This window comes from Actinosynnema sp. NPDC049800, assembly GCF_040656635.1.
Classification (GTDB): Bacteria; Actinomycetota; Actinomycetes; order Mycobacteriales; family Pseudonocardiaceae; genus Actinosynnema.
Window position 1 is genome coordinate 150040 of sequence record NZ_JBFAMT010000006.1, and the last position, 14755, is coordinate 164794.

The window sequence follows — 14755 nt, forward strand, 5'->3', positions numbered from 1 at the left end:
ATGACCGAGCCCGAGGGCCACGACGGTTGCTGGGACGTCTTCATCAGCTACGCGCGCGAGGACTACCAGAAGGCGAGAGACCTCGCGGACAGCCTGCACAAGTGCATCACCTCCCGCGGTGTGCCGCCGCGGGTCTTCATCGACGTCGACCGGGAGGGCTTCCCGCCGGGTGTCGACTGGGAGCAGTACCTGGAGACGGCGCTGCCCCGGTCCCGGTACTTCGTCGCCCTGTACTCGCTGCGGTACTTCAGCAAGAACGTCTGCCAGTACGAGCTCCAGCGCGCCGTCGACCTCAACAAGGCGGGCAAGGTCGGGCTCATCCCGGTGCTGATGGAGGAGGCGGCCAAGGACAAGATCTGGTTCACCGCGAGCAGGTACAACTGGGTCGCCGTCACCCACCCGGACTGGTTCGAGACGCTGCGCGACGCGCTGGGCCTGCGACCCGCGCGGAACCGCAGGCAGCTCCGGTTCAAGGGGTCGGTGCCCGGAGCCGTGGTCAACCACACCCTGCCCACGGTGCGGGTGTCGGTGACCGGCGCCGACGGCACGGCGGTGCGGGAGAGCGGTGAGCCGATCACGCTCACCACCGTGCCGCCCGACGCCGGCCTCAACGGCACGCTCGTCGTGCCGAGCGCGCACGGCACCGCGACGTTCACCGACCTGTCGTTCCGGCGGGCGGTCGAGTCCGTTCGGCTGCTGGCGCAGGCGCCCGGCTGCGAACCCGTCGAGACCGCGCCGATCCAGGTGAGCCCGCCCGCGCCGCAACCGAGCGGACCGGACCGCGTGCACCCGCGCCTGCCCGCGAGCGGTCGCCAGGCCTTCTTCCCCGACGCGCGGCGGGTCGTCGTGCTGGACGGCGAGCAGCTGACCGTGCACGCGCTCGACGAGCCCGACCGGGTGCCGGACGCGGTCGACCTCGCCGGCCGGCCGCGGCTGTGGGCGCACGGCGCCGCCTGCCTGGCCGTCGCCGACTGGACGGGACGGGTCGTGGTGGCGGCGGCCGACGGGAGCACCCGCACGGCCGACCTCGCCCGCGCGCCCGGTCTGGCCGTGGCGGGTGCGTTGGTGTTCGACGGGGACACGCCGCTCGTCGGCATGTGGAGCGGCGCCGTCTGGTCGTTGGCGGGCGCGCGACCCGAGACGGTCCTCGACCACCGCGCGGGGGTGCAACTGCTCGGGGTCGACGGCGGGGGACGGCTGCTCGTCGGCGGCCTGGACGGCGTGCTGACCGTGTACGACGGGGGCCGGGTCGAGGCCGAGCACCCGCTGGAACGACTGCTGCTGGGCATCCACCACGGGTCGGGGTGCACGCTGATCGCGGGCGAGCACCACATCTACCGCCTGGACGACGGGGCCGAGCGCCCGCTCGTCGTGGACCTGCCCGTCAGGCAGGTCGCGGACGCGCTGGTCGGCCCGGAGCTGTCGATCGTGCTCGACGACGAGGGACTCGGCGTCTGCTTCGACGCCGAGCTGGCCGTGCGCCTGGGCTTCCGCACGGTGCCCGGCGCCCGCGTCGTGTGCGCGTCGCGGGACGGCAGGCTGGTCGTCTTCGAGTACCCGGACGGCTCGCACGTGCTGATGCAGGACGGCCGCATCGAGGTCACCTCGGCCCACCCGCTCGCGATCTCGCCGGAGGGGCGCCTCGCGGCGACGTCGGACGGGCGCGGCACGCTGGTCCTGCCGGTCGAGGAGCTGCGCACGGGCGCGGAGGAGCAACCATGACGTCCTTGGAGAACCGGCCCGAGGTGCTGCGCCCGTTCGCGGACGACCTGCTGGCCCACCACGAGCGGGGCGCCGCGCTGGACGCCGACGAGCTGGACGCCTTGGCGGAGGCGTGCTTCCGCCTGGCCGTGCACCCCGCGACGCCGTCGGCGGAAGCGCTGTCGCTGCTCGCGACGGCGCACCGCGTGGACCCGGGCAACCCCAAGCACCCCTACCACGTCGGCCTGGTCCACCTGCGGCACGGACGGCTCGACGCCGCGCTGAGCTGGCTGACCGCGGCGGCCGAGCACGCGCCCACCAACCACCGGGTCTGGGCGCACCTGTCGATCGTGCACCAGGGACTGCACGAGCGGCGCGTCGGCGATCCCTCCTACGGGGGCGAGCACCGACAGCGCGTCGAGGAGATCGCAGCGGCCGTCCGCGAGGGCAAGGACCTCGACGGCGACGCGCCGCCGCCGCTGTTGCGCCCCGGTCAGCCCCGGTGGTCCGGGATCCACGACATCAGCGCGGAACGGGTGATGCGCCGGCCCGCGGGCGGGCGCGGCCGGGACCTGGTCGCCGAGGACCTGCGGCGGATCGCGGAGCTCGCCGGGCGGCGGGTCGGCGGCACGGCGGCGTTCACCGTGTCGGCCGTGCAGTGGTTGGTGCACGGGTATCCGGCCGCGACCATCCGCAGGCTGGCGGCTCCGCTGCCGGACGGACCGGCCCGCCGCGTGGTCGACCTGGTGTGCGAGCTGGTCGAGGTGGACGAAGAGTCGTTGCCCGGCCGCCTCGCCGAGTGCCTCGTGCGCCGGGAGTTGCCCGACCTGCTCGTCGCGCTCGTGCACCAGCGGCGGTTGCTGTGGCGGCCCCTCCAGGCGCCGAACCTGAGCGCGTACGCGGCGGCGCGGCGGTTCGTCGACGGCGACCCGGCGCCGCACCTCGACGCGATGGCGTCGGCGTTGCGGGTCATCACCACCGCCGTGCCGCCCGAAGCGCCGGCCGACGTCGCCGTGGAGGAGGAGCCGGATTCGGATCCTCGCGTTGTGCTGGCGGCGTTCGAGCGCGAGGTCGAGACGATCGAGCGGCACAAGAAGAACGCGGGCGCCATCGCCAAGTCGCTGCGTCGGGCCGACCTGGCGGACGCCGCGGTGCGAGCACAGGTCCACGCGGACCACGCGCTCCTGACCGACATCGCGAAGCGGCTCGACCAGACGCGCGTCGAACGCGGCCGGGAAGTGCTGGCGTTCAAGCAGACCGCGGCGGCGACCGTGGACGACGAGGAGTTCGACCGGCGCGTCGAGTCGTGCGAGAACGCGCTCCAGCAACCGATCGGGCTGAGCGGGCACCTCAGCGCCGTGCGCAAGAACCTGCGCTCGTCCGGGGTCCCGACCCCGGCGCCGGTGTCGGCTGGTGTCGCGGCGATCGCCGCGGAGCTCGGAGTCCCCACCACCGCGCCGACCTCCGAGCCGACGTCACCTCCCGCGGACCCCCGGGCCCGGGTGGCCGCCGCCGTGGCGGAGGTCGACCGCGCGCTCGCGGACAACGCCGCTCGGGCCAGGGAGTCGCTCGACGCGTACCCGCCGGGGCTGCGCCGCCGCGCCGCGCTCGTGCTGCTGCGGTCCCACCTCGACGGCCGCCTCGCCGAGGCGCGCCACCGGATGGGCGCGCACACGCCGGCCCGCAGGCACTGGCAGGCGATGCTCACCGAGAACCCGATGTCGACCTCGGTGCTGCGCAACCTCGCGGTCGCCCACACGGCGGCGGGCGACGTGGCGGCGGCGTCCCGGTCGTGGAGCCGCTACCTGGAGGCCCTCTACGCGGAGGCGTTGCTGGCGGGCACGCCGGCGCGGGGCGCGGCCGAGCGGGCCGAGGTCCACCGCGTGCTGGCGGGTTCGTTCGGCACGGCGGCGCTGTGCGGCAGACCGGCCGACGACGGCACGCCCCACCCGCCGCCGCGCGGTGTCCCGGCCGAGCTGACCAGCCCGGCGCGAGTGGCGCTCGCCATCGCCCACCTGCGCCTCGAGGAGCTCAACCGCGCGCTGTCGTACCGCGCCCCGGTGCTGCGCCTCGGTGTGGCGCGGTCGTCGCGGCGCTCCCGGCTCGACGAGGCCTTCGACGCCCGGCTGGACCTCGTCGCGACCGCCTGCCGGCCACTGCCGGAACGGGTGCGCGCACCGTTCGAGGACCTGTGCCGCACCGCGTTCCAAGCCGCCCACGAAGCCGCGTGCGAGCCCGGCAACCGCGTGCGCGAGGCATCCGACCAGGACGAGGAGCAGGCGCACGTCGCCTGGACGCGCGACCGAGTCCGGTGGAAGTCGCGCATCGCCAACGAGCTGCTCGGCTCGGACGACTGGCCCGTCACCGAGAGCTCGGGCGAGGTCCTCGCCGCCCTGCGCCTGCTCGACCAGCTGCGGCTGGACCCGACCGACGAGACCGTGCGCGACGCCGTGCTGCGGCTCGGCGCACCGATCACGTACCTCAGGAAGCTCAACGACCTGTCCGGTCTCGCCGCCCGGTTCGCCGTCGAACGCGTCATCCGCGCCGCCGAGAACAGGCTGGACTCCTCGGCCGACTTCCCCGACCGCTACCAACGCCTCTGCCGGTCCTGGCACCGCAACGGCGCGCCCGAGCGCTACCTGGACCTGCTGGAAGACCCGCACCCGGTCTACCTGCCGTCGGTGGAGCACGCGCTCGACCTGCTGAACGACCCGCGCCCGGTCCACCTGTCGTCGGCGGCGGACGCGGTCGCCCGGCAGGACGACGAAGCCTCGGCGCGCGAGGCCCGGGACGCCGTGCTGGCGGCGTTGCCCACCATGGTGCACTGGATCACCCGGCTGCGCGGCGCCGCCGGTCCCGCCGCCATGCTGGGCGAACTCCTGGACGCGGTGGGCGAACGCGCCCGCGCGCTGCCGCTGCTCGCCGAAGCCCGCGCCGCCTGCGTCCCGCGCGACTCACCTGCCTACGTGCGCCTCTGCATCCAGTGCGACGAACTCCTGGACGCCCGCACGCGGCTGCGCAAGCTCGCCCGCAAGGGAGAGCACCTGGACGAGGTGCACCGGTTGTTCGTCCTGGTCCACCGCCGCTCGACGCGGTGGCCCGGCCCTCCGTCCACGGCCGGGGACATCGCGGCCGACTTCGCCCTGATGTCCCAGGTCGACGCAGGCGACGCCCGACGCCGGCTCGTGGTCGAGGTGACGATCGCCAAGCACCGCCGCCGTCCCGGGGAGGTGGACCCGGACTCACTGGCCAAGGACCTCCGCCGGCTGCTGCGCGACGACGAGGGCAACTCCCACGCCCGGTACCAGCTGACCCAGCTGCTCTACCAGCACGCGGTCTCGGTCCGCACCGCCATGCGCACGACGTTCGGCGCACGTCGCGCCGCCTTGCGGGACGAGCTGACCCGCCTGCGCACCGAGTGCGCCGACCACGCCGCCACCCTGCTGCTGGACCACGACCCGACCGACGACCACCACGCCCTGGCCGACCGGGCCCGGCTCGACGAGGTCGACGCGATCCTCGGCAAGGTCCGCTGAGGGAACCGCCGGCGCGCCCGGCGGGGTGCCGGACTCGACCTGGCGACGGGGCAGCGCGCCGCGCGTGCGGTTCCGGCCGGACCCGCCGTCAGCCGGCAGCCCGCTGGTCCAGCCACTTCAGGATCGCCCGGCTCGTCGCGTCCGGCATTTCCTGCTGGATCCAGTGACCGCAGTCCAGGCCCACCACGTCCACGTTCGGCACGAACTCGGTCAGTCGTGCAGACCTCGGGATCGTGTCGCGATCGCCGTAGATCATGAGTGCGGGCTGTCGGACGACCGGGTCCACGTCGGCCAGCAGACGCCAGTTGCGGTCGAGGTTCCGGTACCAGTTGATACTGCTCGTGAAGCCCGTCGACGCGAAGGCGGAGACGAAGACGGCCAGTTCGCCGTCGCTCATGACGGGCTCGCCGAGGGGTGTCTCCGCCCTGGCGAGATCGATCATCGCCATGCCCGGCCGCGGCGGCTTCGGCGGCTCGTTCTTCCGGAACAGGTTGCGCAGGAACCGGGCCGCGTGCTCGTCGAGCACGGCGTCCGCGACGCCCGGCTGCCGGTTGAAGTGGACGAAGTAGAAGTCGGGGCCGAGCACGGCCTCCATGGACTCGATCCAGGGCGTGTCCCCGCGCTCTTGGTAGGGCAGGCTCAGCGCTACCACGCCGTTCACCCGGTCCGGGTGCAGCAGGGTCAGGCCCCAGACGACGAACGCGCCCCAGTCGTGGCCGACGAAGGTGGCGTCCTCGTAGCCGTAGTGGTCGAGGAGGGCGACGAGGTCACCCGACAGGTGCCCGATGTCGTAGTCCGCCACTTCGGTCGGACGGGACGAGTTCCCGTAGCCCCGCTGGTTCGGGACGATGACGTGGTAGCCCGCCGCGGCCAGGGCAGGCACCTGGTGGCGCCAGGAGAAGGCGTGCTCCGGCCAGCCGTGGCAGAGCACGATGGGCTTCCCCGCGTTCTCCCGGCCCGCTTCGAAGACCTCGAGTTCCACACCGTTGACGGGGACGAGGGTGGGTTGGGGAAAGTCGGTCGGGTTGAACATTGCGTTTCCTCTGGGTGGTTGGGGGCGTCAGCGCCGACGGCCGACGCGGCGTGGTGCCATCGTGCCGACCGAAACCGGTCACCCCATGACCGGTTTTCCGTGGGAGTCTTGCCGGTGTGCGAGCCGACCGGCTGATGGCCATCCTCCTGCTGCTGCAACAGCGCGAGCAGCTGACGGCGGCGGACGTCGCCCGGGAGCTGGAGGTGTCCGAGCGCACCGCCCGCCGTGACTTCGACGCCCTGGCCATGGCCGGCGTGCCCGTCTACTCCATCCAGGGCCGGGGCGGCGGCTGGCGGCTCGTGGGCGGCGCCCGCACCGACCTGTCCGGGTTGACCGCGGGTGAGGCCCGCGCCCTGTTCCTGGTCGCCGGCCCGGCCTCGGCCGCGACGCCGGCCGTGAAAGCGGCGCTGCGCAAGCTCGTCCGTGCCCTGCCGGAGCCTTTCCGGGTGCAGGCCGAGGCCGCGGCGTCGTCGTTCGTCATGGACCCGCAACGGTGGGGGTCGAGCCGGATCGAGCACCGACCGCCGCCCCGCTTCCTCGACGACCTCCAGGACGCGGTGATCCGCCGCGTCCAGGTGCGGCTCGGCTACGTCGACGGCAACGGCGCCGAAACCGAGCGGACCGTCCACCCACTGGGCATCGTCGCCAAGGGACCGTCGTGGTATCTCGTCTGCCACACCGAGGCGGGCAGGCGGACCTTCCGGATCGACCGCGTGTCCTCCGCCGACCCGACCGGCGATCCCGCGCACCGACCCGACGACTTCGACCTCGCCGCGAGCTGGCGCGAGATTGCCGACGAGGTCGACCGCAGGCGGACGCCCCTAGAGCTCCAGGCGACCTGCGCACCCGACGGGATCGCCCGGCTCCGGATGGTGCTCGGCGACCGGCTCGAGGTCGGAGGTGCCACGACCGGCGGCCGCATCGAGGTCGTGATCCGCGGCTACAACGAGTACGCGCTCGCCGGCGAGCTCGCCGGGCTGGTCGAGTGGCTCGAGGTGACCGGTCCCGAGGGTGTGCGGGACCACCTCGCCGCGATCGGCGCCGCACTCGTCGAACGGTACGGCTGAGACCTGCTGGTGGACCCGGTCGTGCGCACGTGGGCCGTCGTGCGCCGGACGGCCGTGGTTGCGACCGTGGTGGTGATCGCGGCCCGAAAAGCCCCCGCCCGCGGCCCGTCGGGGGGAAGGCCGCGGGCGGGAACACCCCTCGGGTCAGGACAGCAGGACTGTCCGGGAGGTCTTGGCGACCGGGCGGCTGGTGTTCGCGGTGGCCCGGTCCGCGGCGATCTGCACGGAGGTGTCGTGCTGACCCTTGTCGCCGTTGTACGCGGTGCAGCCGTACCACTCGAGCATGCCCTCGCGGTACACGCCCTTGCAGGTCGGCGTGAGCTTGGAGATCACCGTCGTGTTGCCGTGCACGAGGGTGTCCGCCAGGCCCTGCGTGGTCAGGCCGGCGCGCCCGCGGGCGATCAGCGCCACCGGGCCGACCGCGTCGAGGGCGAACCCGAGCTGGTCGATCGCGCCGGGGTCGACCACGGCGTCGAGCAGGCTGTCGATGTAGGTGACGCAGGCGGTGGCGTCGCGGGCGAACGCCTGGAGCGTGTCCGGCGTGAACCGCTCGATGTCCGCGAAGTCGATGATCGCGGCCCGCGCGCACGCCTTGGCCTGCGCGGTGGCGACGAGGTCGATGTGGGAGATGATCTCGTTCTTGGCCGAGTCGATCGCGCTGAGGATCTGCCTGGTCGCCTCCTCCACCGACATGCCCGCCTTCGCGAACTGCCGGTACGCCGAGTAGGCCGCCTGGGCCGCGGCGACGATCACCTGCACCGAGGTCGCCGACACCTCACCGGACTGCGGCGCCGCGGCGGGGGCGGCCTGCGCGCCGGGAGCCGCCATCGGCACGACCATCGCCGTGGCCAGGACCGCGGCCGTCGTGCCGCGCACCAGTCGCGAACGCATACCGCTCCGCGGCGCTCGTTGCCGTAACCGCATGAAGTCCTCCGTGACCGTGATGGGGGTGCGGCGAGGACCGGCGTGTCGTGGGCTCGTGCCGTTCCGGTCCGTCACGTCCGCCACCTTGCTCGACCGAACGAACGAAAACCTGCGGGAAACCTGCAACCGCGCGAAGCCCCTGCTAGACCGGGATCACGGGGGCCGGTCGGCGAAAGGGAGTCCCGCGGTGGCGGTGGAGTTCCGCGTGTTGGGCCCGGTGCAGGCGTGGGTCGGCGGGCGACCGGTGGACCTCGGTCACGCCCGGCAGCGGTGCGTGCTGGCGGTGCTGCTGGTCGAGGCCAACCAGTGGCTGTCGGCCGACCAGCTGCTCGACCGGGCCTGGGGTGACCGGGTCCCGCCCGGCGGCCGCAACACCCTGTACGGCTACCTGTCGCGCCTGCGCCGGGCCCTGCGCGCCACCGAGCACGCCGCCATCGTGCACCGGTCCAGCGGGTACGAGCTGGTCGTCGACGAGGAAGCGGTGGACGTGCACCGGTTCCGCCGGCTGGTCGCGCGGGCGCGCGCCGAGACCGACCAGGTCCGCGCGCTGGAGCTGGCCGAGGTCGCCGCCGGGCTCTGGCGGGGCGAGGCGCTGCTCGGGTTGGACACGCCGTGGATCACCTCGGTGCGCCACGGGCTGGAGCAGGAGCGGTTCGCCGCCGACACCGACCGGTTGGACCTGGCGCTGCGGCTCGGGCGGCACGCCGCGCTGCTGCCCGAGCTGACCGACCGCGCCGCCGAGCACCCGCTGGACGAGCACGTGGCCGCCCAGCTCATGCTCGCCCTCTTCCGCTCCGGTCGCCAGGCCGAGGCCCTGGACCGGTACCGGCGGCTGCGCGCCCGCCTGGCCGAAGAACTCGGCGCCGAACCCGGATCGGACCTGCGGCGGCTGCACCACCGGATCCTGGCCGCGGACCCCGACCTGGCCTCGCCCGAGGCGGACCGGTCACCGGTGGTGCCACGCCAACTGCCCGCGGCGCCTGCGCCGTTCACCGGCCGCGTGCCCGAGCTGACCGAACTCGACCGCGCCCTGGTCGCGGCAACGGGCGACGGGGCCGACGCGTCGGGCGACCCGGTGGTGGTGACGGGGACGGGGACGAGCGCGCGGGCGGGGGCGATCCCGGCTACCGGCGCGGTGGCGATCTCGGCGGTCGGCGGGGTGGGCGGGGTCGGCAAGACCTGGCTCGCGCTGGCCTGGGCGCACCGCAACCTGCACCGGTTCCCCGACGGGCAGCTGTTCGTGGACCTGCACGGGTTCAGCCCCACCGGGGAGCCGACCGACCCGGCCGACGCGCTGCGCGGCTTCCTCACCGCCCTGGGCGCCACCACGGACGGCACCCAGTCGGACCCGGGCGCCCTGTACCGCAACCTGATGGCCGGGCGGCGGGCGCTGGTGCTGCTGGACAACGCCGCGTCCGCGGACCAGGTCGTGCCGCTGCTCCCGGGCAACCCCACCTGCACCGTGCTGGTCACCAGCCGCACCAGCCTGCCGTCGTTGATCGACCGGCACGGCGCGCACCACCTGCCCCTGGGCGTGCTCACGCCCGCGGAGTCCCGCGCCCTGCTGGCCGCACGGCTGGGCGGGCACCGCACCGACGCCGAACCCGACGCCGTCGACGAGCTGGTCGGGCTGTGCGGTCGGCACCCGCTGGCCCTGGCGATCACCGCGCGGCACGCCGCCACCCGTCCCCGGCTCCCGCTGGCCGAGTTGGCCGCGGAACTGCGCGAGGCGGGTCTGGAGATGCTCGACCACGACACCGACCTCACCGCCAGCCTGCCCGCGGTGCTGTCGTGGTCGCTGCGCCACCTCACCGCACGGCAGCGGATGGTGTTCGTGCAGCTCGGGATCGCGCCCGGCCCGGACACCGACCTGCCCGCCGCCGCCTCCCTCACCGGCCTGACCCCGACCGAGGCGCGCAAGGCCCTGCGCGTGCTGGAGGACCACTCGCTGCTGGACCGGCACCCGCACGGCCGCTACGCGATGCACGACCTGGTCCGCGCCTACGCCACGACCGCGGACGAGCACCTGCCGGAGCCGGCGCGGGAAGCCGCGCTGGAGCGGGTGGCGGACTTCTACCTGCACACCGCCCACGCCGCCGACCACCTGCTGAACCCCTACCGCCCACCGATCCGGCTCGACCCGCCCGCGCCCGGCGTCCAGTCCCACCCGTTACCCGACCGCGCGACCGCCCTGGCCTGGATGGACGCCCACCACCTGCACCTCCTGGCCGTCCAGCAGGACGCCGTCGCCCGGCGCGACCACCGGGTGGTGTGGCAGATCGCCTGGACCCTGGGCACGTTCCACCGCCTGCGCGGGCACATCCACGACGACCTGGCGGTGTGGCAGGCCGCGGCCGAGGCCGCCACCCACCTGCCCGACCCCGGCACGCACATCCTCGCCCACCGGCTCCTGGGCCACGCCAACGCGGAACTGGAGCGGCACGAGCGGGCCATCGACCACCTCCACCAAGCCCTCGCCCTGGCCCGACAACACCACGACCTCGCGCAGCAAGCCCATACCCACCACGCCCTCACGTGGGCCTGGGAGCAGCGCGGCAACGACCGCAAGGCCCTCGACCACGCCCGGCACGCCCTGGACCTCTTCCGCGCCCTCGGCTCCCCGGTGTGGGAGGCCACCGCGCTCAACATGGTGGGCTGGCACGCCGCCCGCCTGGGCGAGTACGAGGTCGCCCGCGAGCACTGCCAGGCCGCCCTCGACCTGTACCGCCGCCACGACGACCTCGACGGCGAGGCGGACACCTTGGACAGCTTCGGCTGGATCGAGCACCACACCGGCCACCACCGCCGGGCCGTCGAGCACTACCGGCAGGCGCTCGACCTCTACCACGCCGTCGGCAACACCGCCGAGGCCGCCGACACCCTGGACAACCTCGCCCACCCCCACCTCGCACTCGGCGACCACGCCGAGGCTCGCGCGGCCTGGAGGGAAGCGCTGGACCTCTACCGGCAGCAGGGCCGCGACACCGACGCCGAGCGCGTCCGCCGCCAGCTCGCCGACCTGGAGCCGGCGTCGATCAGGACCGGGAAGGCGGGGAGCGGAGGGCCGGGGCCGTCCGGCCTCACAGCCGGGACTTGAGCACGTCGACCTCGTCAGCGTCGGCGTGCCGCCGGTGACTCAGCCGAAGCCGCGGCTGTCCTGCTTCAACGCCGTGTCCACGGTCAGCGCCGACGCCACGACCAGGCTCAGCAACGGGTCGGGCAACGGCCGGTGGATCTGGACGACGTAGTTGTCGGCCGTGGTGAACATGGTCTTCGCCAGGCCCTCCCACGTCTTGGTGATGCGCGCGACCTCGGCGCCGGTGTGGTCGGAGACGGAGAAGTTCCACGCGCGCCAGTTCTCCGCCTGCACGCCGCCGATGCGCTGACCGCCGACCTCGAACGCGAACCGGATCTTGCCGATCGCGTTCTCCTGGCGGATCTCGCCGAGGGGCGCCCCGTCGCCGCGCTCGACGATCATCCGCGACTTCACGACCTTCGCCGGCCTGGTCAGCCGCAGCACGGTGTGCCCGTGCGCGTCGCGGACCTCGAACTTGTGCGTGAAGAACTGGTCGTAGCTGCCCAGGAACCGCACGGCCTTCTTCAACGCGCTCTGCCCGACCTGCACCACCGCGCCCAGCTGCCGGCCGTGCTGGTCGTAGACGGCGTACTCGTTGGCCAGTTCGATCAGCTTCACCCGCTGGTTGACCACCAGCACGGGCTCGGTGAACAGCGTGCCGCCGCCCTGCCCGACCTGGCCCACGCCGGCCTGGCGCTGCTGCCCGCGGATGCGGTCGGGGTCGTGCGCGCCGTCCAGCGCCACCTCCCACGGGCTGGAGTCGTCGGCCTGCCGCGTCTGCGGGGTCCACTGGTTGCCGTCCCAGTAGCGGACCACCGGCGAGCCGGGACGCTCCGGGTACCAGCCGGGTTGCGGGTTGACCATGCCGCGCAGAGTAGTCGCGCACCGCCCGCCACCGGCCCCGATCGGCGGAACAACTCCGCCCCCGGGTTTCCCCGGGAGCGCTTCGGGAAGTGCCGGTCACGCCGATCGTCGACGGATCGAGGGCGCCACGAACCGGCCACTGGACGAGCCGATGGCCGGTCCGGCCTGCCTTCGACGCGGCGGCCCACGCCCCGATCCGGTTCCGCGTACGCGCGTCGGATCCAATTCGGTTACGCACGGTCACCCCCGTGGCCGCCGGTCGGCCGTGCCCGAATCCGGGCACGGCATTTGGTCCGGTGGTTGGCTGCAACAGCTGGTCCGGCGCGGCAACCGCCTGATCCGCACCGACCTCGGCCGACTGGCGACCCTGGCCGGCTTCGCCTGAATTGGAACCGAGGGCCGCTCCTCGACCACATCCTCACAGGCTGAACGTGCCGACACGGAGGTGCATCGGTAGCTCAACGGTGTTGACCAGCCTCCAGATGTCGTCATCTGCCGCTGATCGCCTCAACGATCATCCCGATGATCAGACGTCGTGCATCGGGAAGGTAGTGATGGACTCCCGAAAGAAGCTCGGTGATCGTCGCAGCGGACGTGTGCCGCTGCCACCCCAACAGGTCCACATCGGACACCCGCCAGTTCACGCAGAACATGTTCGCCGGGACCTGTGCGGCCAATCCCGACGCCGCCGCGATCGACGGCACCAACGCCGTGCCCAACGAGACGGACTGACAGACCCGTCAGGCGCTGGTGCAGATCGCCCGCGATGTCGAGCTGACGTTCCTGGTCGGCCACTACCAGGAGCCCACCGACAACTCCACGGTGCGCAAGACGCGGGCATCCTGGAAATCACCAGCACCAATGTGATCACCGACGCCGCCCCGTAGCCGCTCACCGAACTGGTGGTCCTGGAGGGTGGCAGAAAAGTGTGGGAGAACGGCGGCATCCAGGTCTCGGAGACGGCCACTCTGATGTGCAACGCGTGGCAGAAGCGCCGCGTGACCGACGAGATCGGGTGATCGCCGAGACCGGGCGGGAGGGGCGGCGTGATCGGTTGTTGCCGCCGGTGGTGGTGTATTTCGTGTTGGCGATGTGCCTGTTCTCCAGTCAGGGTTATGAAGAGGTGGCCCGGTTGTTGACCGAGGGTATGTCGTGGGCGGCGCGGTGGTCCAAGCCCTGGTGGGTGCCGACCACGGCGGCGATCTCCCGGGCTTGGGTCAGCTGGGCCCGGCGCCGTTGAAGGCGTTGTTCGAACAGGTCGCGAAGCCGTTGCCCGGGCCGACCACGCGTGGGTCGTGGTATCGGACCTGGCGGGTGCTCGCCGTCGACGGCACGACGTTCGACGCGCCCGAGAACACCGAACGGTTCGGTCGGCCGGGCAGCGGCAGGTCGGCGGCGCGGGGTGATCGGGCGGCGTTTCCGCAGGTGCGGGTGGTGGCGGTGGCCGAGTGCGGCACCCACGCGATCGCCGCGGCCATGCTGGGCCCGATCACGGCGGCCGAGGCCACCCTGGCCCGGGAGCTGTTCCCCGGTCTGGGCGCGGGTGAGCTGGTGATCGCCGACCGGGCGGTTCGCCGGGCTGCCGCTGTGGCGGGCAGCGTCCGCGAACGGGGCGGACCTGTTGTGGCGGGTACACGCCAACATCGTGTTGTCGGTGCGGGAAGACCTGCCCGACAGGTCGTATCTGTCGGAAATCGTGGCCACCGACCACCACTACCGCCGCATGGATCCGGTGACCGTCCGGGTCGTGGGGTACGCACTGGACGATCCCGCACGCCCCGGGCACGACGCGCCCTACCGGTTGATCACCACGATCCTGGACCACCGCGGGGCCCCGGCGAAGGAGTTGGCGGCGTTGTACTGCCAACGCTGGGAGATCGAGACCGCGCTGGACGAACTCAAGACCCATCAACGCGGTCCAGGGCAGGTGCTGCGTTCTCGCGCCCTACAGCGAGATGCTTTGGTGGGATATCCCGCTCGGCGGCGTGGTCCCGTACGCCTCGGTCATCACCACGGCCGTCGAACTGCGGACCACTCCGCACCATGTGGCATCTCGCCTCAGGGCGTGAGGTCTTACACTGTCGTGTCCGCGCCTGCCTTCAGGTCTCACCCTCGATGACGTGCCGAGGTTACTCGGCACCACCGACAATGGCGACCAGCGAATCACGCGCAGCAACCGCGTGTCACTGCACCACCTACTCGTCCTCTCTCGCCGGATGAGGAAACCGGTCCCTCAGATCATTACCTGGCCGCGCGAGCTCGGGGCGCACATTCCGGATCTGTCCACCATGATCCGAGAGGCACTGATCCGCGTACCCCGCGAAGTGACCTCCTCGCAGGACGAGTTCGACGTCGGAGGCAGCGTCTAGTGCTGCACTCGGAACGTTGACCCGGTAATCGGCCTGGTTGGGTTACAGGCCAGGCTGGTCCTCCCATGTCGAGCGGGAGGTGGTCGTGGGTCGTCGTCCGGAGGTGTTCGTCCGGCCTTCGTCCATGGACGAAGGCCGCAAGCTGGCCCGGATCGGTCGACTACGTGCGTGATGTGATCCACGCG

The 14755-nt window shown here is 72.9% G+C and carries 12 protein-coding genes; 8 read left to right on the forward strand and 4 right to left on the reverse strand.

Annotation, left to right across the window (positions count from 1 at the left end; genetic code table 11):
* Nucleotides 1-1722 (forward strand): toll/interleukin-1 receptor domain-containing protein, encoded by a 1722-nt coding sequence (locus AB0I91_RS10650; RefSeq protein WP_499636466.1) that lies wholly within the window; start codon nt 1-3, stop codon nt 1720-1722.
* Complete coding sequence (locus AB0I91_RS10655) at nt 1719-5237, forward strand: hypothetical protein (RefSeq protein ID WP_499636468.1); 3519 nt, start codon at nt 1719-1721, stop codon at nt 5235-5237. Before AB0I91_RS10650 ends, AB0I91_RS10655 begins: the two co-directional genes overlap by 4 nt.
* Nucleotides 5238-5325: 88 nt before the next feature.
* Here AB0I91_RS10655 and AB0I91_RS10660 read toward each other — a convergent pair whose 3' ends face one another.
* The gene (locus AB0I91_RS10660; protein WP_499636470.1) at nt 5326-6270 is read right to left on the reverse strand and encodes an alpha/beta fold hydrolase; all 945 of its coding nucleotides are present in this window, start codon (nt 6268-6270) and stop codon (nt 5326-5328) included.
* Between the two features lie 116 nt (nt 6271-6386).
* On the opposite strand from AB0I91_RS10660, the gene AB0I91_RS10665 reads away from it, so the two are divergent.
* Nucleotides 6387-7337, forward strand: coding sequence for a helix-turn-helix transcriptional regulator (locus tag AB0I91_RS10665; RefSeq protein ID WP_498772948.1), 951 nt, complete (start codon nt 6387-6389; stop codon nt 7335-7337).
* 144 nt (nt 7338-7481) lie between these two features.
* Here the strand turns inward: AB0I91_RS10665 and AB0I91_RS10670 are convergent, their stop codons facing one another.
* Nucleotides 7482-8228, reverse strand: a complete 747-nt coding sequence (locus AB0I91_RS10670; protein WP_498772946.1) for a hypothetical protein — start codon at nt 8226-8228, stop codon at nt 7482-7484.
* A 220-nt stretch (nt 8229-8448) separates the two neighbouring features.
* On the opposite strand from AB0I91_RS10670, the gene AB0I91_RS10675 reads away from it, so the two are divergent.
* Entirely contained in the window at nt 8449-11358 is a 2910-nt protein-coding gene (locus AB0I91_RS10675) for an AfsR/SARP family transcriptional regulator (protein WP_499636472.1), read from the forward strand.
* 39 nt (nt 11359-11397) lie between these two features.
* On the opposite strand, the gene AB0I91_RS10680 is transcribed toward AB0I91_RS10675, so the two are convergent.
* Entirely contained in the window at nt 11398-12201 is an 804-nt protein-coding gene (locus tag AB0I91_RS10680; RefSeq protein WP_499618296.1) for an LURP-one-related family protein, read from the reverse strand.
* Nucleotides 12202-12777: 576 nt separating this feature from the next.
* Between AB0I91_RS10680 and AB0I91_RS10685 the strand changes: the two genes are divergently transcribed.
* On the forward strand, nt 12778-12933 hold the full coding sequence (locus AB0I91_RS10685) for a hypothetical protein (protein ID WP_499636474.1): 156 nt from the start codon (nt 12778-12780) through the stop codon (nt 12931-12933).
* A 283-nt stretch (nt 12934-13216) separates the two neighbouring features.
* Nucleotides 13217-13441: a transposase domain-containing protein gene (locus AB0I91_RS10690; protein WP_499636476.1), complete on the forward strand. Its 225-nt coding sequence runs from the start codon at nt 13217-13219 to the stop codon at nt 13439-13441.
* On the opposite strand, the gene AB0I91_RS10695 is transcribed toward AB0I91_RS10690, so the two are convergent.
* Nucleotides 13419-13694, reverse strand: a complete 276-nt coding sequence (locus tag AB0I91_RS10695; protein WP_498772936.1) for a hypothetical protein — start codon at nt 13692-13694, stop codon at nt 13419-13421. The genes AB0I91_RS10690 and AB0I91_RS10695 overlap by 23 nt on opposite strands.
* Nucleotides 13695-13780: 86 nt before the next feature.
* Between AB0I91_RS10695 and AB0I91_RS10700 the strand changes: the two genes are divergently transcribed.
* On the forward strand, nt 13781-14320 hold the full coding sequence (locus AB0I91_RS10700; protein ID WP_499636546.1) for a transposase: 540 nt from the start codon (nt 13781-13783) through the stop codon (nt 14318-14320).
* A gap of 1 nt (nt 14321) precedes the next feature.
* A complete protein-coding gene (locus AB0I91_RS10705; protein WP_499636478.1) occupies nt 14322-14570 on the forward strand; it encodes a hypothetical protein in 249 nt (82 codons plus the stop codon).
* The last annotated feature ends 185 nt before the right edge of the window (nt 14571-14755 follow it).